This is a genomic window from Egibacter rhizosphaerae (assembly GCF_004322855.1).
GTDB lineage: Bacteria > Actinomycetota > Nitriliruptoria > Euzebyales > Egibacteraceae > Egibacter > Egibacter rhizosphaerae.
In genome coordinates this window covers 2126451-2148328 of the sequence record NZ_CP036402.1, presented here as the reverse complement: position 1 = coordinate 2148328, position 21878 = coordinate 2126451, and the positions used below count along the sequence as shown (strand labels likewise).

Annotated in this window: 17 protein-coding genes; 7 read left to right on the top strand and 10 right to left on the bottom strand. The window is 74.2% G+C overall.

The features are described from left to right. Positions 1–138: 138 nt before the first annotated feature. The 3 genes from ER308_RS09925 to ER308_RS09915 are packed head-to-tail and all read right to left on the bottom strand — an operon-like array spanning position 139 to position 3565. On the bottom strand, positions 139–1308 hold the full coding sequence (locus tag ER308_RS09925; RefSeq protein ID WP_131154840.1) for an alpha/beta hydrolase: 1170 nt from the start codon (positions 1306–1308) through the stop codon (positions 139–141). After that, complete coding sequence (locus tag ER308_RS09920) at positions 1305–2471, bottom strand: aminotransferase class V-fold PLP-dependent enzyme (RefSeq protein WP_131154839.1); 1167 nt, start codon at positions 2469–2471, stop codon at positions 1305–1307. Before ER308_RS09920 ends, ER308_RS09925 begins: the two co-directional genes overlap by 4 nt. Beyond that, on the bottom strand, positions 2468–3565 hold the full coding sequence (locus ER308_RS09915) for a tryptophan 2,3-dioxygenase family protein (protein ID WP_131154838.1): 1098 nt from the start codon (positions 3563–3565) through the stop codon (positions 2468–2470). Before ER308_RS09915 ends, ER308_RS09920 begins: the two co-directional genes overlap by 4 nt. 167 nt (positions 3566–3732) lie before the next feature. On the opposite strand from ER308_RS09915, the gene ER308_RS09910 reads away from it, so the two are divergent. Next, positions 3733–5325 (top strand): benzoate-CoA ligase family protein, encoded by a 1593-nt coding sequence (locus tag ER308_RS09910; protein ID WP_131154837.1) that lies wholly within the window; start codon positions 3733–3735, stop codon positions 5323–5325. A 5-nt stretch (positions 5326–5330) separates the two neighbouring features. Here the strand turns inward: ER308_RS09910 and ER308_RS09905 are convergent, their stop codons facing one another. Both ER308_RS09905 and ER308_RS09900 read right to left on the bottom strand, forming a co-directional pair. Then, positions 5331–6170: an LLM class flavin-dependent oxidoreductase gene (locus tag ER308_RS09905; protein WP_131154836.1), complete on the bottom strand. Its 840-nt coding sequence runs from the start codon at positions 6168–6170 to the stop codon at positions 5331–5333. Between the two features lie 10 nt (positions 6171–6180). Beyond that, complete coding sequence (locus ER308_RS09900) at positions 6181–8361, bottom strand: oxidoreductase (protein WP_131154835.1); 2181 nt, start codon at positions 8359–8361, stop codon at positions 6181–6183. Positions 8362–8559: 198 nt separating this feature from the next. Between ER308_RS09900 and ER308_RS09895 the strand changes: the two genes are divergently transcribed. Genes ER308_RS09895 through ER308_RS09880 form a run of 4 tightly spaced genes read left to right on the top strand, consistent with a single transcriptional unit; the run spans position 8560 to position 11811 of the window. Next, complete coding sequence (locus ER308_RS09895) at positions 8560–9723, top strand: acyl-CoA dehydrogenase family protein (RefSeq protein ID WP_205745993.1); 1164 nt, start codon at positions 8560–8562, stop codon at positions 9721–9723. After that, complete coding sequence (locus ER308_RS09890; RefSeq protein ID WP_131154834.1) at positions 9720–10496, top strand: SDR family NAD(P)-dependent oxidoreductase; 777 nt, start codon at positions 9720–9722, stop codon at positions 10494–10496. The genes ER308_RS09895 and ER308_RS09890 overlap by 4 nt, the downstream gene beginning before the upstream one ends. Further along, complete coding sequence (locus tag ER308_RS09885; RefSeq protein WP_131154833.1) at positions 10493–11320, top strand: enoyl-CoA hydratase family protein; 828 nt, start codon at positions 10493–10495, stop codon at positions 11318–11320. The genes ER308_RS09890 and ER308_RS09885 overlap by 4 nt, the downstream gene beginning before the upstream one ends. Further along, on the top strand, positions 11317–11811 hold the full coding sequence (locus ER308_RS09880; RefSeq protein WP_131154832.1) for a RidA family protein: 495 nt from the start codon (positions 11317–11319) through the stop codon (positions 11809–11811). The genes ER308_RS09885 and ER308_RS09880 overlap by 4 nt, the downstream gene beginning before the upstream one ends. 24 nt (positions 11812–11835) lie before the next feature. Here ER308_RS09880 and ER308_RS09875 read toward each other — a convergent pair whose 3' ends face one another. The 5 genes from ER308_RS09875 to ER308_RS09855 all read right to left on the bottom strand — a co-directional run bounded on the left by ER308_RS09875 (position 11836) and on the right by ER308_RS09855 (position 17844). Then, entirely contained in the window at positions 11836–12654 is an 819-nt protein-coding gene (locus tag ER308_RS09875) for a PaaX family transcriptional regulator (protein ID WP_131154831.1), read from the bottom strand. Between the two features lie 36 nt (positions 12655–12690). After that, positions 12691–14271, bottom strand: coding sequence for a GTPase (locus tag ER308_RS09870; protein WP_131154830.1), 1581 nt, complete (start codon positions 14269–14271; stop codon positions 12691–12693). Beyond that, on the bottom strand, positions 14268–15971 hold the full coding sequence (locus tag ER308_RS09865; RefSeq protein ID WP_131154829.1) for a P-loop NTPase family protein: 1704 nt from the start codon (positions 15969–15971) through the stop codon (positions 14268–14270). Before ER308_RS09865 ends, ER308_RS09870 begins: the two co-directional genes overlap by 4 nt. 157 nt (positions 15972–16128) lie before the next feature. Beyond that, positions 16129–16575 carry a cupredoxin domain-containing protein gene (locus ER308_RS09860; RefSeq protein WP_131154828.1) on the bottom strand — a complete coding sequence of 149 codons (447 nt, stop codon included), beginning with the start codon at positions 16573–16575 and terminating at the stop codon, positions 16129–16131. A 129-nt stretch (positions 16576–16704) separates the two neighbouring features. Then, positions 16705–17844, bottom strand: coding sequence for a multicopper oxidase domain-containing protein (locus ER308_RS09855; protein WP_131154827.1), 1140 nt, complete (start codon positions 17842–17844; stop codon positions 16705–16707). Positions 17845–18268: 424 nt separating this feature from the next. Between ER308_RS09855 and ER308_RS09850 the strand changes: the two genes are divergently transcribed. Both ER308_RS09850 and ER308_RS09845 read left to right on the top strand, forming a co-directional pair. After that, positions 18269–20095 carry an ABC transporter ATP-binding protein gene (locus ER308_RS09850; protein ID WP_131154826.1) on the top strand — a complete coding sequence of 609 codons (1827 nt, stop codon included), beginning with the start codon at positions 18269–18271 and terminating at the stop codon, positions 20093–20095. After that, positions 20092–21858, top strand: coding sequence for an ATP-binding cassette domain-containing protein (locus tag ER308_RS09845; RefSeq protein ID WP_131154825.1), 1767 nt, complete (start codon positions 20092–20094; stop codon positions 21856–21858). The genes ER308_RS09850 and ER308_RS09845 overlap by 4 nt, the downstream gene beginning before the upstream one ends. Positions 21859–21878 lie beyond the last annotated feature (20 nt).

Here is a 21878-nt window from a genome sequence, read left to right as displayed (position 1 = left end):
CGCGGGCGCCGACCCGGGCGCTTGCTCACCGGCCGGGCCGCATGCTGTTGATGGCACCGTGATCTCGGTCGGCAACCTACCAGCGCGCGGTCGGTGGCCTCGCGGTGGCCGGCCCCCGAAGGGCGCGTCAGCGGCTCATCAGCGGTCGGTATCGGCGAACACGTCCAACCAGCCAGCTCCCGGCGAGACCAGCGAAAAGTGGTCGGCATCGCCGCGTTCGTCGAGCTGCACGATCGCCCCGGCTGCGCGGGCGACCGTCGCGTACGCGCGGCTCTGGGACACGGGCACCAGGTCGTCGTCGACGCCGTGCACGAGCGTGAGCGGCACCTCGGTGGGCACCGCCCCGGTGGGGCAGGCCCGTCCGGGGTCGGCGCCGGCGAGCATCCGCTCGAGCGCACCGCCGCCCAGATCGCCCGCGTTGGCGAGGTCCGCGAGGGGGGCCAGGGCGATCACCGCCTCGAGCGGTGGAGCAGTCGGTTGCCCGGCCGCCCAGAGGGCCAGCTGTCCGCCGGCCGAGTGGCCCACCACCATCACCGGTGGGTCGCCGGGACCGCGCGCCCGGTCGGCTGCGGTCAGCACCGCCAGCGCGTCCGCACCGCACCCCGGCCACTCGCCGTCCGTGTCGATGCGGCGGTACTCGGCGTTCCACGTGCGGGCTCCACGTTGCGCCAGGTCGACCGCCAGTCCGTCCATGAGGTCGCGCTCCCAGGGAGCGAGCCAGAACCCGCCGTGCAGGAGCACGACGGTGGACAGCGGGCCATCCGCGCCGGCCGTGTCCGGATCGGGGACCGGACCCGCCCCGGCGCGCTGGGCCCGGTCCGGTTCGCGCACCTCGACGACCTGCTCGGGGTGGCGGCCGTAGGTCCGCGTGCTCGATGGCCACGCGAGCGTCCAGGCGAGGTGGTGCAGCGCCCACCACGCGCCGTCGATGCCGCGTCCGTGCATGACGCGGGCGCCGTGTCGGGCGAGGAACGACGTCCGCGGCTCCGGGCCGCGGCGGGTGAGGTCGCGCAGGTGCAGGTCCACCACCGGGCCGGCGCGTGTGGCCGTGGCCGCACCGACGCGCGGGTCGTCGAAGGCCGCGTCGCCTGCCAGGACCACGACGCCGTCCGCGACGACCTCGGCCAAGCGGTCGGCGCACCGGGAGGCGTCCACCTCCTCGCAGCGGGCCTCCACGTCGAGGTGGGTGGCCCAGCCCTCGATCCAGTCGACGAGCCGGGCGAGCCGCCCGGGGGCGGGGTGCACGAGCCCGCGTCGCGTGGGGTCGGTGCCCGGGCCCAGCAGGACGGCGACCGTGCCGCTGCTCATGCCCCGGCGACCTCGGTGAGGCGGTCGAACAGCGCGTCGATGTCGGCGGGGTCGTGGTAAATGCCGAAACCGAAGCGGATCCGGTCGCCCCGGCGGTCGGTGACGACGTCCCGCTCGGCGAGGCGGGCTTGCAGCGCGCCGGCCTCGGGGGTCTCGAAGGTGAGGAAGTGCCCGCGGTCGGGGACCCAGGGCGGGGGCACGAGGCCATCGAGGTCGACGGCACCGACGGCTCCGGCGCTGAGCATGTCGAGTGCCTGCTGCTGCAGCCCGCCCACGTGGGCGTGGATCGCGGCCACGTCGAGGCCCATCTCGTCGACCCAACGCTGTGCGGCGTTGAAGCGCAGGATCCCGGTGGGGTCGAACGTCGCGCCGAGGAACCGTCGCCCGTCGTCGGGGTAGGCGACCCGATCGGCGGCCCCCTCGTCTCGGGCGCCGAAGGCGGCGAACCAGCCGGTGTCCCGCGGTCGCGGGCCCCAGCCCGGCGGGCAGTGCAGGAAGCACGCCCCTTCACCCGCCATCGCGTACTTGTACGCGCCGGCGGTGTAGAAGGCCCGGTCGGCGATCCCGGACAGGTCGGTCGGGACCGCCATGAACCCGTGATAGCCATCGAGGAGCACCAGCGGATCCTCGGGCAGCGCCGCGACGAGCCCCGGCAGGTCGGGCACCACGTACCCGGAGGAGAAGAACACGTGGCTCACGAGCACGAGATCGTGCGCGCCGGCCCGGGCGGCGTCGACGAAGCGGTCGGGGAACGAGTCGAAGGGCTCGGCGGCCACCCGCGTGACGGTGGCGGCCCCCGCCTCCTCCAGCCGGCGCAACTGGCGCTCGGCCGTGTGGAACTCGGCGTCGCTGGTGAGCACCCGCGAGACCCCGGGCGGCACGCACGAGAGGATCCGCAGCAGGAACTCGTGGGTGTTCGGGGCGAACGCGACCGTCGCGGGGTCGGGCAGCGCGAGGCGACGCGCGACGTGACCGGCCGCCTCGGGCACGACCCGGTCGAAGAGCAGCTCCCACTTGCCGTCGAGGTGGCGCGCGGCGAGGTCCCAGGCGGCGAGCTGCGCCTCGCGGGTGACGTCCGGCCAGGGATGATGGCTGTGCGCGGCGAAGTGCAGCCGACCCGGCGCGGCCTCGAGCGCCTGCCCGAAGTGCGCCTTGTAGCTCACGCCGGGGCGCTCTCGTAACGGAAGGAGAGCTGCTCGCGGACCTCCGCGGGCAGCTCGGGAAGCGCGGATCGTGGGACGAAGAACGTCGGGAGGTCGAACAGGTCGCGGAAGACCCGGTGCTTGCGGGCCGCGGCCTCGAGGTAGGTGTGTCCGGCCGTGCCCCCGGTGCCGACCTTGCCGCCGATCATGCGGTGGGCGAGCAGCGCGTGGCGGTAGCGCCACGCGGCGAAGCCCTCGTCGATGTCCGTGACGGCGGTCAGCAGGCGGAACGGGAGTTGGAACAGCGGCTCGTCACGGTAGAGGCTGATGAGCAGGGCGGCGCAGAACGCGTCCTGAGAGAGTTGACGGTGCCCGCGCTCGCGGAGGCGCTCGTACTGCTCCGCGTCGAACAGCGTCTCGAACTGCGCGGCGCTCTCCTCGACGGCCTGCAGCTGCTCGTCCCGGCTCGCGTCGTCGAGGTTCGGGTGCTCGGAAACCTTCGCGCGTTCGCGCTCGAGCATGGCGTCGACGGCCTCGCGGTAGGCCGCCCAGAAGTCGAAGTCCCCGAACCGCAGGAACGGGGTGCGCGCGAGCCAGCGGTCGATGGCGTCGCGCAGGTTGGGGGCCCGTTCCGTCTCCTCGATCATTCGACGGTGCTCGTCGGACATGACGTCGGTGTAGGACGCCCCGGCGATCGTGAGCCGCTGCTCGGGATCGAGGCCGAGGCGGTTCTCGACCAGACGGAACTGCACGCTCTGGAAACCCGAGGCGGGCGCCAACTGCTCGCGGAAGTCGAGGAAGTCGAGGGGGGTCATCGTCTCGAGCACCTCGAGCTGCCCGGTGAGCAGCCGCTGGATCGCGATGATGCGGTCGAGCCGGTCCACGACCCGTCCCATCTCCTTCTCCGGCACCGTGTCGGCGTGCATCGTGCCGACCGCGTCGTCGAGTTCGACGAGGATCTGCTTGAACCACAGCTCGAAGCACTGGTGGACGATGATGAACAGCATCTCGTCGTGGGCGGGCTCGCCCTCGCCCCCGCTGATCGGCTGCTGGCTCGCCAGCAGCGCGTCGAGGCCCAAGTAGTCCCAGTAGTAGAGCTCGCCTTCGGTGCCCATGGCAGCGCCCTCCGACCGCGTCCGTGTCTCCCGCGTCAGCGCAGCCTACCTGACGAGACGTTGACGGGGGTCATGACTGCGCAATAATCGCGTCCCGCGGCGCGGCGGCCAGCGCGGTGACCGCGGTGCCGACGCGATGGTTCCCGTGTGCCGAGAGGGATCGCACCATGACCGAGGCCGTGCCCGCCGCAGCGTCCGACGCCGAGCTGGGCGAACCCAATCTCCCCGAGACCCTGAACCTGGCCGACTGGTTCCTCACCGCGCGGCTGCGCGAGGGCCGCGGGGACCGGACCGCCGTGCGGACCGGGACCGGGGAGCTGTCGTACACCGACGTCGACGCGCTCGCTCGCCGCTGCGCCACCGCGCTCGCCGAGCTCGGGGCCCGCCGGGAGGACCGGGTGATGCTCGCCCTCCCCGACGGGCCCGCGTTCGTCGGCGCGTTCTTCGGGGCGAGCCATCTGGGGGCCGTGCCGGTCATGGTGAACCCGGGCCTCACGGTCGAGAACCTCGCGGCGATCGTCTCGTACGTGCGGCCGGCGGCGATCGTGTGCGACCGCGGGGACACCGAGCGGCTCGAGCGCGCCACCGGCGAGGCGGGTGCCCGGCCGGCGTGGCTCGACCTGGACCCCGAGGCCGAACCGTCGGAGTTGCCCGCGCCCGGCACGCCGCCGCTCGAGGCCCCCGTGCCCACCCACCGGGACGACCCGGCGGTCTGGCTGTTCTCCGGTGGCACCACGGGCCGCCCGAAGGCGGTCGTGCAGACCCACGGGGCGTTCGTGAACACGACGCGCTGCTACGCGCAGGGCGTCATCGGCTACGCCGAGGACGACATCACGATCTCGGTCCCGGGTCTGTACTTCGGCTACGCGACCGGCTCGAACCTGCTCTTCCCGTTCGCCGTCGGCGCCTCGACGGCGCTGTTCTCGGCGCACCCGACCGCGGACGTCCTGTTCGACGAGATCGCGTGGCACCGGCCGACCATCCTCGTGACCGTCCCGAAGATGGTGCACGAGATGACCAACCACCCCCGGGCGGCCACCGAGGACCTGTCGTGCCTGCGGGTGGCCACGAGCGCGGGCGAGGCCCTGCCGCCGGCGCTGCTGCAGCGGTGGACCGACACGTTCGGGGTGGAGCTCCTGGACGGTCTCGGCACCGCCGAGATGTGGCACATCTTCGTCTCCAACCGCCCCGGCGACGTGCGGCCCGGCACCCTCGGACGCCCGGTCCCCGGTTTCGACGTGCGTGTCCGCGACACCGAGGGGCGCGACGTGGCGCCCGGGGAGGTGGGCCGACTGTGGGTGCGGGGGCACTCGCGGGCGATCTCCTACTGGCAGGACCTGCCCAAGACGATGGAGGCCTTCCGCGGTGAGTGGTTCGTCGCCGGTGACCTGGTGCAGCAGCACGAGGACGGCACGATCAGCTACGTCGGACGAGGCGACGACGCGCTCAAGGTGAGCGGCAAGTGGGTCCTGCCGGGGGAGGTCGAGGACTGCCTCATCGAGCACGAGGCCGTCGGCCAGTGCGCCGTGGTCGGTGTGCCCGACGACCACGGCCTCACCAAGCCGGTCGCCTTCGTGCGGCCGAGCGAGCCCACCGGGGACGACACGGACTCGCTGGCCGAGCGCTTGCGGGCGCACGCGCTGGACCGGCTGGAGCCGAACAAGGTGCCGCGCCGGATCGTCGTGTTGGAAGACTTCCCGTCGACGCACCTCGGCAAGATCGACCGCGGTGCGTTGCGCGCCATGCTCGCCGACGGCTGAGCGCGTCAGCCGAGGCAGTCGGCGAGCCGGTCGATCTGGTCGCGGTCGGCGACCGCGGGGAACAGGATCAGGTGGTCGCAGCCGGCGTCGGCGTAGCCCTCCACGAGCTCGCGGACGGCGAGGGGCGTGTCGAGCAGGCCCTCGGCGATCCGCTCCGCGAAGTGCCCGGTGAAGGCGTAGTAGTCGCGCAGGTACTCGCGGCCGCGGTCCGCTGCGTCCCCGAGCGCGAAGTAGGCCATGCCCCACAGCTGCGGCTCTCCGGGACGGCCCAGGTCGGCCCACGCGGCCCGGGCCTGGTCGGCGGCGCGAGCGAACGCGCGCGGCGGTCCGCCCGCGTGCACGAAGCCGTCGCCCTCCCGCGCCATGCGCGCCATCGCCGGCCCCGAGCTCCCGCCGACGAGCACCGTCGGACGGTCCCGGCCGTCGACGCGTGGGCCGACCGCCGGGTCCTCCCACACCTCGCGGAACGCGCGCAGCTGGTCGTCGAGCCGCCGGCCTCGCTCCTCGTACGGGTGCTCGCCCTCGTCGTAGTCGTCTCTCCGGGCGCCCACGGCGACCCCGAGCACGAGCCGGCCACCCGCGAGCGCGTCCAGGCTCGCGATCTGCTTCGCGAGCGTCGTCGTCTCCCGCAGCGGCGAGATCAGGATCGAGGTCGCGAGCTGGATCCGGCTGGTCACCGCCGCGGCGGCGGAGAGGGCCACGAGCGGCTCGTAGTTGCCGTACCGGACCCGGTCGACGGTGCCGAGGCTGGCGAACGGCCCCGCTTCCGCCGCACGGGCCCAGTCGACGAGCACGTCGGGGCTGCACCCCGGCACGCAGCTCGGCAGACCGACTCCCACCTTCATGTCCAGCTCCTCACAGGTCGTGGGCCCACCCGGGCACGGCGGGATGGGGGCGTCCGAGCACGCACAGGTCGGCCTGACCCCCGGCGAGGACGTGGCTCGCGTCGAGCGGATCGCGGATCGCGCCCGAGGCGATCGTCGGCACGCCCGCCTCGTTGCGGATCAGGTCGGACCAGCCCGCGCCCCAGTGGGGCTCGTAGCCGGGCGCCCCCCGCGGTGTGGTCTGGCCGGCGACGACGTTGAAGAGGCCCACCCCGGCGTCGGCGAGCGTGCGGGCGCCGGCGACCGCGTCCTCGGGCGAGGTCCCGCCCCGCTCGAGGTCGCTGGCGGACCAGCAGACAGAGAGGGTCGCCGCCCCGTCCAGGGCTTCGAGCACCGCCGCGACGACCTCGCCGGGGTAGGCGAGACGGTCGCGCCAGTCGTCGGCGTCGCCCGTGAGTGGTGACCAGTAGCCGCCGAGCAGGAACCCGTGGCCGAGGTGCACCTCCACGAGGTCGAACCCGGCGTGCGCCGCTCGGCGGGCCGCGTCCGCGAAGGCCTCGCGGACCCGCACGCGGCCCTCCGCGTCGAGCGGGGTGGGTGCCGGCGACCGTGGCGTGTAGGGACGGGAGGAGGCGGCGACCAGCGGCCAGGCGTCCCGCAGGGGCACGTCCACCCCCTCACGGCGTGGCCGGGTCGCGCCGCGGGCACCCGCGTGGACGAGCTGCATCCCGACCGCCACGTCGTCCGCGCGCTCGCGTGCGGCCGCCCGGGCGTCGCGCCACGCCGCCTCCTGCTCGTCGGTGTAGCACCCCGGGGTCTCCGGGGTGATGCGCCCCTCGGGGGTCACCGCGACGCGCTCGACCAGCGCGAGACCCGCGCCGCCGGCCGCCAGCGCCGCCAGACGGGTCGGAGTGGCTTCGTCCGGCTGCCCGTCGCGTCCGGTCGCGACCTCCTCGCTGGCGAGCACCATGCGATTGCCGAGCCCGAGCCCGGCGATCCGGGCGGGGGCGAAGGCCGGGGGTGGCGCGGCGGTCGGGGCCGTCGGCTCGCCACGCGGCTGGCTGCGGGCCGCGAACCACCGGTCCACGGCGGTCACGAACGTCGGGTCACGCTGGCGGATGCGCTCGTAGGTCAGGCGCGAACGGGCCAACAGGCCGAACGCCAACTGGGGCGTCGGCAGGTGCACGTAGCGGTCGGTGCGCGAGAACCACTGGAGGCTCTCGCGCGCGACCTCCTGCATGCGCTCGACCACCGGCTTGCGCTCGGCCTCGTACGCGACGAGCGCGCTCGCCACGTCGGTCGTGGTGTCCACGGCCCGGGCGAGCGCGATGGCGTCCTCCATCGCGAGCTTGGTGCCCGAGCCGATGGAGAAGTGCGCGGTGTGGGCCGCGTCGCCGAGGAGGGCGAGGCGGTCGTGGTGCCACGCGCGGTTCGAGAGCGTCGTCCACTCCAGCCAGCGGGAGTAGTTCCCCATCAGGGGGTGTCCGCCGAGGTGGTCGGCGAACAGCTCCTCGCAGAACTTGATCGCGTGCGGGTCGCTCTCGCCGGGCGCGAGCTCACCGGCGGCCCGGGTGTCGAGCCCGGCTCGCTGCCAGACCTCGGGGGCACACTCGACGATGAAGGTGGCCAGCTCGGTGTCGTACGGGTAGGCGTGCGCCTGGAAGACCCCGGCCTCGTGCTCGGCGAAGACGAACGTGAAGGCGTCGTAGCGCCGGGTCGTGCCGAGCCAGATGAACCGTCCCCCTTCGACCCGCCGCCGCGGCGCGAACACGTCCGCGTACTGGTCCCGCACCCGGCTGTTGATGCCGTCGGCAGCGAGGACGAGGTCGGCGCCGCCGAGGTCGGTGGGGTCAACCTCGGTCTCGAACCGCAGGTCCACGCCCAGCTCGCCGCAACGCTCCTGCAGGATCTGCAGCAGACGCTTGCGGCTGATCGCGGCGAAGCGGTTGCCGAGCGCCCGCACGACGCGCCCGCGGTGCTCGACGTCGACGGGGTCCCAACGGGCACAGGCGCGCAGCAGGCGGTCGTAGCTGATCGCGTCGGTGTCCTCGAGCTCGGCGAGGGTCGCGGCGCTGAACACCACGCCCCACCCGAACGTGTCGTCGGGCGCGTTGCGCTCGTAGACGGTGACGTGGCGCGTCGGGTCCCCGCGCTTGAGCAGGATCGCGGCGTACAGGCCCGCGGGGCCACCCCCGACCGTGGTGATTCGCACCGTCTGTCACCCTCCGACGCCGCTCGACGTCACCCCGCGCGGGCCGCGATGCTCGCGCGGGCCGTGACCTGTCGGCATCGTAACCGCCGTCACATCGGTAAGATGCCTCACCCCGCTCCGAGCGTCCGTGAGCGGCCAGCCCGTGAGCGACCCGCGGTGGTCCGCCCACTGAGGGAGCCCGCCCGCAAAGGAGCTGCCATGGCCGACGCCGACCGCCCCGACGACGTGGCCGGGATGACGCTGCCCCTGGATCTCGACGGACGCGTGGATGCGGTGCGCGACGCGGTCGCCTCGTCGGCCGAGGGCGCCCGCGACGACGGGCGGGTCGACCGTGCGCTGCTGGCCGAACTCGGCGCGAGGGGGATGATCGGTCGGATCTTCCCCGAGGAGTTCGGTGGCCGAGGCCCGGCCGCCGCGTCGGCGGTCGAGCTCTGCGTGTTGCGCGAGGGCGCGGCCCGCGCGTCCACGGCCGCCGAGACCGCGATCGCGTTGCAGGGGCTCGGGGCGTTCTCGATCCTGCAGGCGGGCTCCCGGGCGCTCGCGCAGCGGTGGATCCCTGCGGTGGCCCGCGGCGAGGCCGTGGCGTCGTTCGCGCTGACCGAGCCGCAGGCCGGATCCGACCCGGCGGCGCTGGAGCTCGCGGCCGAGCCCGACGGTGACGGCTGGCGGTTGTCGGGCGAGAAGGCCTGGATCTCGAACGCGCCCGACGCGGACGTCTACACCGTCTTCGCGCGCACGAGCCCCGCATCCGACGGCCGGGGCGGCCGTGGGGTGACCGCGTTCGTGGTGGCCGGCGACGCGCCCGGGCTCACCGGGGAGCCGCTCGACCTGATCGCCCCGCACGCGGTCGGACGGCTCGCGTTCGACGCGGTGCCCGTCTCGCGGGACGACGTGCTGGGAGAGGTCGACGCGGGGCTGCGCGTCGCGATGGCCACCCTCGACCGCTTCCGCCCGAGCGTCGGCGCGTTCGCGGTCGGCATGGCGCAGGCCGCGCTCGACGCCGCGATCGCCTACACCCAGCAGCGCGAGACGTTCGGCAAACCGCTGGCCGCGCACCAGGCGGTGGCGCACGACCTCGCGGAGATGGCCACGCGCACCCAGGCCGCCCGGCTGCTCGTCTACGATGCGGCCGCCCGGCTCGACGCGGGTCACCGCGCCACGCAGGCTGCGGCCATGGCGAAGCTGCACGCGACCGAGACCGCCCAGTGGGTCGTCGACCGGGCGCTGCAGTTCCACGGCGCCGCCGGCCTCGAGGAGGGCCACCTGCTCGGGCACCTGTACCGCGAGGTCCGCGCGCCCCGCATCTACGAGGGCGCCAGCGAGATCCAGCGCACCATCGTCGCCCGCGAGCTCCTCGGATGACGCCGGACGAGGCGCGCACCGCGCTGGTGACCGGCGGCGGTCGGGGCATCGGCCGCGCGGTCGTGGCCCGCCTCGCCGCCGAGGACTACGACGTCGTCGCGACCGGCCGGGACCGCGGGACCCTGGAGGAGGCCGCGGCCGAAGCCGACGCGGCGTCGGGACGCCGCGGTGCAGTCACCGTGAGGGAGTGCGACGTCACCGACGAGGCGGAGGTCGCCGATCTGGCGGCGGAGGCCGGGCCGGTGGCGGTCCTCGTCAACAACGCCGGGGTGGCCGGCTCCGCGCCGCTCGGGCGCACGTCCCTCGACCAGTGGCGAGCGTGCCTCGACGTGAACGCGACCGGCGCGTTCCTGATGACCCGCGCGGTGATCGACGGGATGCGCGAGCGCGGGCAGGGCCGGATCGTGATCGTGGCCTCCACCGCGGGCCTCGCCGGCGCCCGCTACACCGCGGCCTACACGGCCTCGAAGCACGCTGCGGTCGGGCTGATGCGCGTCGCCGCGGCCGAGCTGGCGGGCACGGGTGCGACCGCGAACGCCGTGTGCCCATCGTTCGTGCGCTCGGAGATGACCGACCGCACGATCACCACGATCACCGAGGCGACCGGCCGCTCGCGCGAGGAGGCTCTCGACGCGCTCCTCGAGGCCTCGCCGCTCGGACGACTCCTCGAACCCGAGGAGGTCGCCGACGCGGTCGCCTACCTGTGTGGACCGCGCGCGTCGGCGGTGAACGGCCAGACCATCGTGATGGACGGAGGTGAGTTGCAGACGTGAGCCCGTTCCGTGCCTCGCCGGGCTTCACCGGCGCATGGGAGCACTTCGACCTCGCGGTCGACGACGGCGTGGCCACGATCACGCTCGACCGCCCCGATCGCCTGAACGCGTTGACCTTCGAGGCCTACGCCGACCTGCGCGACCTCTTCGCCGAGCTCGAGCACCGCGACGACGTCCGCGCGGTCGTGCTGACCGGACGCGGCAAGGGGTTCTGCTCGGGTGGCGACGTCGAGGACATCATCGGCGAGCTGCAGGGCGCCGAGCCGAAGGAGCTGCTCGAATTCACGCGCATGACCGGCGCGGTCGTGCAGCGCATGCGCGAGGTTCCGCTGCCGATCGTCGCCGGTGTCAACGGCACGGCCGCCGGCGCCGGCGCCGTCCTCGCGCTCGCGGCGGACTTCCGGGTCGTCGCGCGCTCGGCGAGGTTCGCGTTCCTGTTCACGCGCGTGGGCCTCGCCGGCGCCGACATGGGCGCGGCCTACCTGCTGCCCCGACACGTCGGCCTCGGCCGCGCCACCGAGCTGCTCATGCTCGGTGACCGCGTCGACGCGGAGACCGCCGAGCGCTACGGCCTGGTCACCCGACTCGTCGACGACGAGCTGCTCGCCGACGAGGCCGGGGCGCTCGCCCGGCAGCTGGCCGACGGCCCGGCGATGGCGCACGCGGCCACGAAGTCCCTGCTCACGCGCGAGCTCGACATGGGGTTGTCCGCGGCGATCGAGACCGAGGCCATGACCCAGGCCCTGCTGATGGGCGCGGAGGACCACGCCGAGTTCGCCCGAGCGTGGCAGGAGGGTCGATCCCCCGAATGGCGCGGACGATGAGCACCAGCGACCCCGCCCACGGCGAGCCTCCCGAGACCCACGGGGCCCCCGAGCCCCCCGGGGCCGGACGCCCCGGTCACACGCACCGGCTCATCACGGACGTGCCGGGCAACGCTGCGGCCGCCGGGTTCGCGCACGCGGTCGTGCCGGCGGCCGGGCGCACCGTGTACCTGGCCGGGCAGACCGCGCTCAACCCGGACGGGGGCCTCGAGGGCGAGGACATCGTCGCCCAGCTCGACCGCGCGGCCGGCAACCTCCTGCGCGCCCTCGCCGCGGCCGGTGGCGAACCCCACCACCTGGTGTCGCTGCAGCTGTTCGTCACCGACGTCGAGGCCTATCGCGCGCGCCTGCGCGACCTCGGGGGGGTCTGGCGCGCCCATTTTGGGCGCCACTACCCGGCGATGGGGCTGTTCGGGGTGGCTCGCCTGTTCGACGAGGACGCGCTCGTCGAGCTGATGGGCGTCGCGGTCGTGCCGCCGGCCGAGCCGTGAGTCACGTCGCGTCGAGGGTCCCGCCTACCTCGCCGCGTTGATGACCCGCTCGACGTGCAGGCGGGCGGGCTTCTCGAGGCGCTCCAGCAGGGTGTCGAACAGGCGCGCCGCCGTCTCGCCCTGCCAGTTCGCGGGCAACACCTCGGAGGGGAGGCCGGGGTCGAGGTAGGGCATCTGGCGCCACTCGTGCAGCAGGAGCGTGTAGTCCACGAACGCTTGGCGGTGGTCGCCGCCGTCGCGTTCCCAGCGTTCCAGCACCGGCCGCGCGGTCGCCACGAACGAGGCGTACCGGGCCGCGAGGCCGTCCAGGTCCCAGCACCGGGCGATCAGGTCCGGCGGCTCGCGGAACGCCTCGTGATGGGCGTGGAACAGGTCGACGTGGCCCTCGAGGCCGAGTCCGCGCACCGTCTGCGCCGCGGGCTCGAACGTGCGCCACGGGGCGATCCACACGCCGCTCGACAGGTTGCCGAAGCCGAGCCACGTAAGCGCCGACCGCAGCTTGTGCCGTCGATCCCGCTCGCCCTCTGGCACGGAGAACGTCGCGATGACCCAACCGTCGGCGAGGTCGGCCGGCTCGGTGGTCGTGAAGATGGCGACGTCGCCCTCCGCGAACATGCGCTCGGCCTCGTCGCTCAAGGCGTACCCTGCGACGCCGTCCCGGCGTGAGCCGACGAGCAAGCCCTTGCGCTTCATCCTCGACACGGCCGACCGTACCGCCTGCTCGTCGACCCCCAGCTCACCGAGCAGATGGACGAGGTCGGCGACGGCGATCCATCCCCCGGCCGGGCGGACGTACGCGCCGAACAGGTCGTAGATGAGCGACCGGGACCGGGTGGGGCGCATGCGGCATCTCCTGCGACCGAGCGGGCGCCAGCCTACTCATTGGTGGGCGAGGCGATCGATGGCCGTCCGCAGCCGTTCGTGGGCGTGTGCGTCGGCGTGCAACGGGGCGAGGAGCGCGTCGTCCAGCTCGTCGGCGAGCTGGGTGCGCAGGCGGCGCGAAACGGCGGTCTCGTGGCGTCGTCGTCCCACGTGGCGTGCCTGGCGGGTGAGGAGGCCGACCACGACCCGCCCGAGCAGGCCACCCAGGAACAACGCGGTCGGCCACGGGATCTCGCCGACGGCGGTGGGGCTCGGCAGCGGGGGCAGCTGCAGCCACGCCACCACCCCGAGCGCCGCGAGCCAGGCGAAACCGGCGATCAGCGCGAGCTCCGCGGCAGTGCCGAGCACCCGCGCCGCCGCCCACCAGCGTCGCCGCGCCGGGCGCAGCTCGACGCGATCAACCGCTGCTGCCAGGCGCGGCACCGCGTCGTGCACCGCGGTGTCCACGGTGGCGTCGAGGGCGGGCGTGGTCCGTGGCATCTCCTGGTTCAGGGCGCTGGTGAGGCGGCTCGCGGCGGCGTCGCGCGTGGTCGACTCGGCACGGTGGCCGCCGACGACGCCCTCGGTCACGCTGCGCACGATCTGCACCGGCAGCCGCCCGAGGTACGCCATGGGCGAGCGTGCGGCGTCGCGGGCCTCGCGGTCGTAGGCGACCCCGGCCTCCTGGACCGCGCGATGCCCGTCGAGCGCGTCCATGGCCGCGGGCAGCAACGCGTCCCGCTGACGCGGCACGTCCGGTGTCGGCGGCAAGGCGGACCGCAGCGGTCCCGCCAGAGCGGCGGCGTCGGCGGCGATGCGCGTGAGCGCCGCGCTCCGGCTGCGCGCCAGCTCGTCGAGTCGGTCGCGCAACGCGTCGACCCCCCGGCCGGTGTGCGCGGACGTGGCGACCAGCGTGGCCTCCCCGAGCCCCGCCCCCTCCAGCAGGTCGGCGAGGTCGTCGCGGCATGTGCGCAGCGCCTCGTCGTCGAGCTCATCGCTGCGGTTCAGGGCGCAGAGCACGACCCGCGCGTGGGCCGAGAGATCCCGCAGCAGCTCGTCGTGCAGGTCGGCGCGGGCGTACTTCAGCGGGTCGACGACCCACACGAGCGCGTCCACGCGCTCGACGAGTCGTGTGGCCGTCTCGTGGTGGTGGCGCACGACCGAGTCGTGGTCGGGAAGGTCGATCAGCACGAGGCCGGGCGGCCAGGCGACCGGGTGCTGGCGCGGGGCCTCGCTCCTGTCGAGAGCGCGGCGCACGGGGATGCCGAGCCAGTCGAGCAGTTCGTCCACGGCCGCGTCCGGGTCCGCGAACAGGGCGGTGGGGACGTCGGTCGTCGGCCGTCGCACGCCCTCCTCGACCACCGTGGCGCCGGCGAGGGCGTTGGCGAGCGCCGACTTGCCCACGCCGGTGCCCCCCGCCAGCGCGGCGACCGTCCCACCGGCTCCTCGGGCGAGACGCTCGTCCAGACGCGCGCGGAGCTCGGCGGCACGCGCGACGACCGCCTCGTCCAGCCGACCGGGGCCGTCCGCGGCGACGACTCCGAGCCCGTGACGGAGCTCGTCGGCACCCGGTGGGTGGGACGTGAGGTTCCCGGTCAACGGTCCGCCCCCACCGCAGCGCGGAGGGCTGCGACGGCCTCGTCCGGTGGCTCGACGGCCGCGAGCGCGTCATCGAATCGGTGTCGCTCGACGTCGGCCAGGCGACCCACGCGGCCGCGCAGGTCGGTGCGCGCCTCCTCGAGCAGCCGGTTGAGGTTCTGCTCGCCGAAGAGCTTCACGAGCAACGCCTGGCTCGCGGCGCTGGCAGCGGCGGCGATCCCGACCTCACCGCCGGTGAGGCCACCGCTGGTCGCGAAGAGCACGAGGATCGCCGAGGTCGCGACGGCGTTCAGCCCGGTCGACCACCGCCGGGCACGCGCTTTGCGCTCGGCGCCGATCGTGGCGACCAACTCGGCGACGTGCCGCTCCCAGGCATCGATCTCGGCGCGGCCTCGGCGGTCGAGGTCGGTCGAGACCGTCTCGAGCTCGGGGGCGCGATCGAGCACGTGGCGGCCGGTCGCGTCCCCGGCCCAAGCGGTGCGCGCGGTGCGGTGGGCCTCGTGCAGCCGGCGGCGGAGCACTTCGGCGAGGGTGTCGGCGACCTCGGCCTGCACGCGTCGCGCCTCGTCGGCGGGAGGCCGGCCCATGGCGCCACGCACGAACTCCCCCATGCGCTGGGCGGTGGTCTGCACGCGCACGAGCGTCTCGTTGGCTCCCACCAACGCGCGCCAGCGGTTCAGGACGTCGGCGCGCAGCGGGATCCCGGCGTCGAGCTCTGCGTCGACGACGCCGGGGACCTCGCTGAACGGCCGCTCGGCGGCCGCGCGTAGGCGCTCCGCCGCCGCCTGCTCGGCCTCGACGGCCTCGAGCAGCGGTCCGAGTTCGCCGGGAAGGGCGCGCCGTGCCCCGGCGATCGCCCGCTCCCGGACCTCGACGCGCTGCTCGGGGGTCGCGAGGGAACGCAGCCAGTTCGTGATCTCGGCGACCGCGACGTCGGGGATCGCCCCCTCGGTCACGGTCGCGAAGGGAACGACGAACCGGGCGTCGGGGGCGGCCGCGTGCTCGGTGAGCACGCGGGTCGCGTCGTCGACGACGACCTCACGCTCGTGCGGGCGGACCTGGGTGAGCACCAGCGCGATCAGGGCGTGACGTTCGGACGCCCGGCGCAGATAGCCCACCCCGACCGCGTCCGCGTACGTGCGGGGGGTCGAGAGCCACAGCCACGCGTCGCCCGCGTCGAGGGCGTCCTCGGCCAGGAGCCGGTTGGCGCCCTCGACGCTGTCGACGTCGGGGGTGTCGAGCAGCGCGACACCCACCGGCAGCGCGTCCCGCTCGGCGACGATCAGCCGCCGACCACGTCCGCTGGCGTCGTCCGTTTCCGGAGCCCGGGCGAGCTCGGGCAGGATCCGCTCGGCGTCGAACCAGCCGCGGTCGTCGGGGTGGCAGACCAGGACGGGGGTGCGCGTGGTCGGCCGGCGGACCCCCTCAGCGGCGACCGCCGAACCGGCCAGCGTGTTCACCGTCGTCGTCTTCCCCGCGCCACTGCCGCCCGCGACGACGACGAGCAGGGGCGCCCGCGGCTCCGCCGCTCGATCCACGAGGCCGCGCAGGAGCCGCTGGAGCCGGTCGCGCTCGGTACGCCATCCGGATCCGAGCGCCTCGGTCAGCTCGAGTGGCAGCTCCCCCAGCTCGTCGGCCAGACGGCGCAGCACCTCCGGCTCACCGGGCTGCGCGCCGGTGCCGAGGCTGTGGTCGGTCATGGGGCTGCTCCCGCCGGTGACGTCGCGGATCCGCCCGCACAACTACCACACGGGCGGGGCCGCCGCGGGGGAGCCGACCACGAGAGCCCTCCCGACCGTGCCACTCGGAGGGGCCGGCGCCGGGAGGGCTGCTCGGGCGCGGGAGCAGGCGGGAGCGTCAGTCGGTGACGACGACGTCGAGCTCCATGCCGGCCTCGCGGTGGCCGGGCACGTCGCACCAACCTGTGGTGTCCTCCTCGAAGGGGCCGGCCTGGAACGTCCCGGCCTCCCCGGGGTTGACCATGTCGCTCTCGCCTTCGCCGTCGAACACGAGGTCGTGCTCGGCGCCGCCCTCGTTGGCGAGCGTGAACTCGACCGTCGCGCCAGCCGGGACCACGATCTCGGAGGGTTCGAAGAACATGTCGCCCAACTCGAGCTCAATCTCGACGACCGCTCCGTCGGCGTCCGCCTCGGCTTCGTCACCGCCGTCATCGGCCTCGTCGGGTTCGTCCAGCTCCTGCTCCCCTGCGGCGGCGGTCTCCTCGGGCTCGTCGTCGGTCTCGCAGGCGGCCAGCCCCAGGGCCAGCAGCCCGGCGAGCAGGCTCAGCAACAGCGTGCGGGTCATCGGTGTCGTCCTTTCGGCTGTGTCGGGTGGTCGTGTGTGTGTGGTCGTGGGTGGATGGCACGACGCCGGGTGCGAGTGCGCGGGGTGGTGCGACCACCCCGCGCGGCCCGGTTCGGTGGGGTCCCGGTGTTAGTGGCCGTCCTCGTCGGCGTCCACGTCACCGACCTCGAAGACGCCGACCGCGCCCTGGGCCATGTCCGCGAACTCGTGGTCAACAAACGGGTAGACGCCGTCGGTGTCGAAGGTGAACTCGGCGAAGCCCCCCTGGCTGGCCTGCAGGCCGAGCACCTGGGCGCCACCCTCGGTCTCCTCGTCCGGCCGGAGCTGGTAGGAGCCCTCCTTGAAGACCGTGTCGAAGATCGTGCCGATCACGTGGAACGAGCTCGACGCGCTGGGTCCGTTGTTCTGCAGCCACACGCGGACGCGCTCGCCCGGCTCGACGTCGTCGATCGGTTCGTGGGCGTACTGGGCGGGGTAGCCGTTGAACACGACGGCGTCCCAGTCGCGGTCGACCATCTTGTCGTAGTCCTGGATCCCGCCCTGCTCCCCGAAGTAGTACTCGTGCTGGACGAGCCAGAACTCGTGGTCGACGGGCTCGAGGTCGGGCGGGTCGACGATGACCGCGCCGTGCTGGCCCTGGGCGGTGTGCTGCAGCACCGGCTCCGTGCCGCAGTGGTACATGAAGATGCCGGCGTGCTGCGCCTCGAACTCGTAGGTGAGCTCCTCGCCGGGTTGAATGGTGCGCATCTCCTCGTTCGGGGCGACCTTCGAGGCGTGGAAGTCGATCGAGTGACCCATCTCGCCGTCGTTGATGAACGTGATCTCGAACGTGTCGCCGACCGACCCGCGGATCACGGGGCCGGGAACCTGGTCGTTGTAGCCCCAGACGCGTTGGGTGACGCCCGGTGCGACCTCCTGCTCCATCTCGGTCGCGCGGATCTCCATCTCGTGGTGGTCGCCCTCCGGGGCGGGGTCGAGGCGGGGGTCGCGTGCTTCGAAGTCGTGACCCGGCGCGGCGTTCGGGTCGAGCTCGACGTAGTCCCCGCCGTCCTCGTCCGCTTCGTCGCCCTCATTGGCGGCGAGCTCGGGGTCCGCGGGCTCGTCGGCGCCTTCGTCGGCGCCGCCCTCGTTGTTCGCGGTGTCGGGCAGGTCCAGGTCCTCGGGGCCGCCCTCCGCGACGCCGGAGTCCTCGGTGGTTGCACAGGCTGCCGCCAGTAGCACGATCGCAGCCAGGGCGGCCAGCAGCAGGCCTGGTCGCGTCCAGTTCATGGGATCCTCCTCGGCGTGGTCCTTCGCCGGAGGAGTATCCCTTACTGCCTAACTAATCGTTATGTCGAAGGTCACTCGCTGGCGGGACCAACGTCCCTGCGACGGACCGAGGGTCCCGAACGGGTCGTCCGACGCGCGGAGAGCCCGACCGGTGTGACCCTGGCGGGGTGGCCGTTGACCCCCGCAGCACGGACCGCGTACGCTCACGTGCGACGTCGAGCGACGTCGCGACGGAGTGCCACGGCACGGACGCAGGGGGCGCCAACGATGTGGATCGGCATCGCTGCCGAGGGCCACGGGCGACTCGTGTCCGAACGGCGACCGCGCTAGCGCCACCACCGCGCGCCCGCCGGGCCGGCACCGGACGACCCCTCGCCGGTCCTCGCCCCTTCGCATCCGCCCACGTGCGCTCAGAGGCTCCGTGATGTCGCTCCTGCACCGATCGCTGCGCCCGTCCCGTCGGGTCACGACCCCCGCCGCCCACTGGCGCCTGCTCGCCGACCTCGTGCGGCCTCACCGGGGCCGGGTGGCGGTCCTCGCTCTCGTCCTCGCGGTGGCGAGCGCGTTGCCGCTCGCGGGACCGCAGCTGCTGCGAGCCTTCATCGACTCGGCCCTCGAAGGGGCGGCGCTGGGGGTGCTGCTCGGCATCGCCGGCGCCTACCTCGCCGTGGGGGTCGGCGCGCAGCTCGCCACCGTCGGGGTCACCTACGCCGCCAACCGGGTCGCGTGGGACGCGACCAACGCGCTGCGTGAGCGTGCCGCCCTGCACGCCCTGCGGCTCGACCTCGCCTACCACCGCGACACCCGGCCGGGCGCCCTGATCCAGCGCGTCGACGGCGACGCGACCGAGATCGCGCGGTTCATAACCGACTTCGTCGTGCGCGTCGCAGTGGCGGCACTGATGCTCGGCGGCGCGATGGTTCTCGTCGCGCGCGAGGACTGGCGGGTCGCCGCCGGGCTGGGCGCGTTCGTCGCGGTCGGGGCGCTCCTCGTGGTGCGGCTGCGCGACCACGCCGTGCCGGCCTCCACCGCGCAGAGTCGCGCGGAGGCGCGCGTGCACGGCACGGTCGAGGAGCGCCTTGCCGGAGCCGAGGACCTGCGTGCGCTGGGCGCCGCTCCCCACGCGCTCGCGCGGCTGCACCAGGCGAGCGCCGAGCTGCTGACGTCGTCTCGCTGGGCGTTCGCGCGGCAGGCTGACCTGTGGGGCACCCTCACCGCGCTGTCGGCGTTGGCCGCGGTCGGCATGCTGCTCGCGGGCGGCTGGCTGCACCTCACCGGCGCGGTAACGCTCGGGACCGTGGTGCTGCTGTGGCAGTACGTCGACGTGCTGCGCCGGCCGCTCGAGGAGGTCTCCGAGCAGTTGCAGGAGGTCCAGCGCGCCGCCGCCGGTGCGGCCCGCATCGCCGGACTGCTCGACACCGAGCCGAGCCTCGAGCCCGGAGGCGATGCGCGGCTGCCGCCCGGCCCGCTGTCCGTCGTGTGCGACGGTGTCGGCTTCGCCTACCCCGACGACGGCGTGCCCGTGCTCGAGGAGGTCGACCTGTCGGTGCCTGCCGGCACCACGCTGGGCCTCGTCGGGCGGACCGGGTGCGGCAAGACGACCCTCGCGCGGCTGGCCCTCCGCCTCATGGATCCGACGAAGGGAGCGGTGCGCGTCGGAGGCCTCGACCTGCGGGACGTGGCCGACGACAGCCGCCGTGCGCGGCTCGCGATCGTGACGCAGGACGTGCAGTTGCTGCGCGGCACCCTGCGCGACAACCTCACCTTGTTCGGCGCGACCCCGGCGCCCGACGCGACGTTGCGGGCCCTGCTCGGGGAGCTCGGGCTCGGCGCGTGGCTGGAGGCGCTACCCGGCGGCCTCGACACCGAGCTCGGTGCGGGCGGCTCGGGCACGTCCGCGGGCCAGGCGCAGTTGCTCGGCCTGGCCCGGGTGTTCCTGCGCGACCCCGGCGTCGTCGTGCTCGACGAGGCCTCGAGCCGGGTCGACCCGGCCACTCAGGCCCGCATCGACGCGGCCACCGCGCGGCTGCTCGCCGGGCGCACGAGCGTCGTCATCGCCCACCGGCTGTCGACGATCCGTGCCTGCGATGCCACCGCGGTCATGGCCGCCGGTCGGGTCGTCGAGCACGGCCCGACCCGCGAGCTGGCCGCCGACTCGGGATCGCACCTGGCGCGCCTGCTCGCCACCGAGGCCGCCGACGAGGAGCCGGTCTTCCCGATCGACCACGACGACCCTTGGGGGTCCGCATGAGCGCCCCGAGCGGCCGGGCCGCCGCCGACGGTGACGCGACGGTCCGCGACGTCCTGCGCATCGGCGCGGCGATCGCTCGCTTCCGTCCCGGGCTCTTCTGGGGAGCACTCGCGCTCTGGGTCGGCTTCTGGGTCCTGCCGCTCGCGTTCGGGTTGGGACTGCGGTGGCTCGTGGACACCATCGCTGCTGGCGCGCCGTTGCGATCGTTGGTGGGGATCGGCGGGCTCGTGCTGGCGGCGGAGGCCACGCGAATCGTCGTGTTCGGTGGAGCGCTACGCACGTGGATCCGGTGGTGGGTGATCAGCCAGACCCAGATGCGGGCCAACCTTCTGGACGGCCAACTCGCCCGCGAGCCGGACCGACGCGCGAGGCCCGTCGAGGATCCGGCGGCGGCGGTGACCGTGTTCCGCGACGACGTCGACGACGCCACGATCTTCGTCGACACGTGGATGGACGCCGCCGGGGTCGTGGTCTTCGCGGTCGCGGCGCTGGCGATCATGGCGGGCATCGATCCGCTCGTCGCCGCCGTGGTGCTCGTGCCGGTCGCCGTGTCGTTCGCGTTGAACAACGCACTCGCGACGTGGCTGCGCCGGTGGCGCCGCGCCGACCGCGAGGCGACGGAGGGCGTGACCGGGTTCCTCGGCGACGCCTTCGCCTCGGTGCTGACGATCAAGACCGCGGGCGCGGAGCGGGCGGTGGTCGACCGCCTGGCCGTCCGCAACGCGCGCCGGCGCACGACCGCGCTGCGCGACCGGCTGCTCGAGGACGCGCTCCGCGGCGCGAACACCGCCTCGGTGCCCGTCACGATCGGCCTCGTGCTGCTCGTGGCGGCCGGTGGCCTGCGCGACGAGGTCTTGTCCGTCGGGGACCTCACCCTGGTCGCGTCGTACGCGACGACGCTGGTGGCGCTGCCACTGTTCGCCGGGCTGCTGGTCAGCCGCGGTCGCCACCTGCAGGTGGCCGCCAACCGGCTGGCTCGGCTGTTGCCCGGTGACGATCCCCACCGGGCGGTCGCACCCCGCGACGAGCGCGTCGAGGCGCTCACCCGGGTGATCGACCAGCCGGGAGAGACCCCGATCCGCAACGACCCCCCGGGTGCGCCTGCCGGACCGGTCGCGGTCGAGGTGCGCGGTCTCGCGGCCCTGCACCGGGACGGCACCCCGGGCATCGCGGGGGTCGACCTCGACCTGCCGGCCGGCACGGTGACGGTGGTCACGGGTCCGGTCGGGGCCGGCAAGACCACGTTCCTGCGCGCCCTGCTCGGCCTGCTGCCCACGGAGGGCGAGGTGCGCTGGGACGGCGAGCCGATCGCCGACCTCGCCGCGCACATGGTGCCCCCGAACGCCGCCTACGTCGCGCAGGTGCCCCGGCTGTTCACCGAGCCGCTGCGCGACAACCTGCGGCTGGGGCGCGACCTCGACGACGAGGAACTCCACGCGGCAGCGGAGCGGGCCCAGATCGCCGCCGAGGTCGCCGCGATGCCCGACGGGCTCGACACGGTGGTCGGTTCGCGCGGTGTTCGGCTGTCGGGGGGACAGGTGCAGCGGGCCGCGACGGCGCGGGCGTTGGCGCATCGCCCCCGGTTACTGGTCGTCGACGACCTGTCGAGCGCGGTGGACGTCGAGACCGAGCAGGCGCTGTGGAAGGCCCTCCGCGAGGACGGGTCGAGCACCGTGCTCGCGGTCAGCCACCGTGCCGTCGCCCGGCGGCACGCCGACCGGGTCGTCAGGCTCGAGGGCGGCCGCCTGCGCGAGCTCGACTGACCACGCCTGCCGACCCGCGA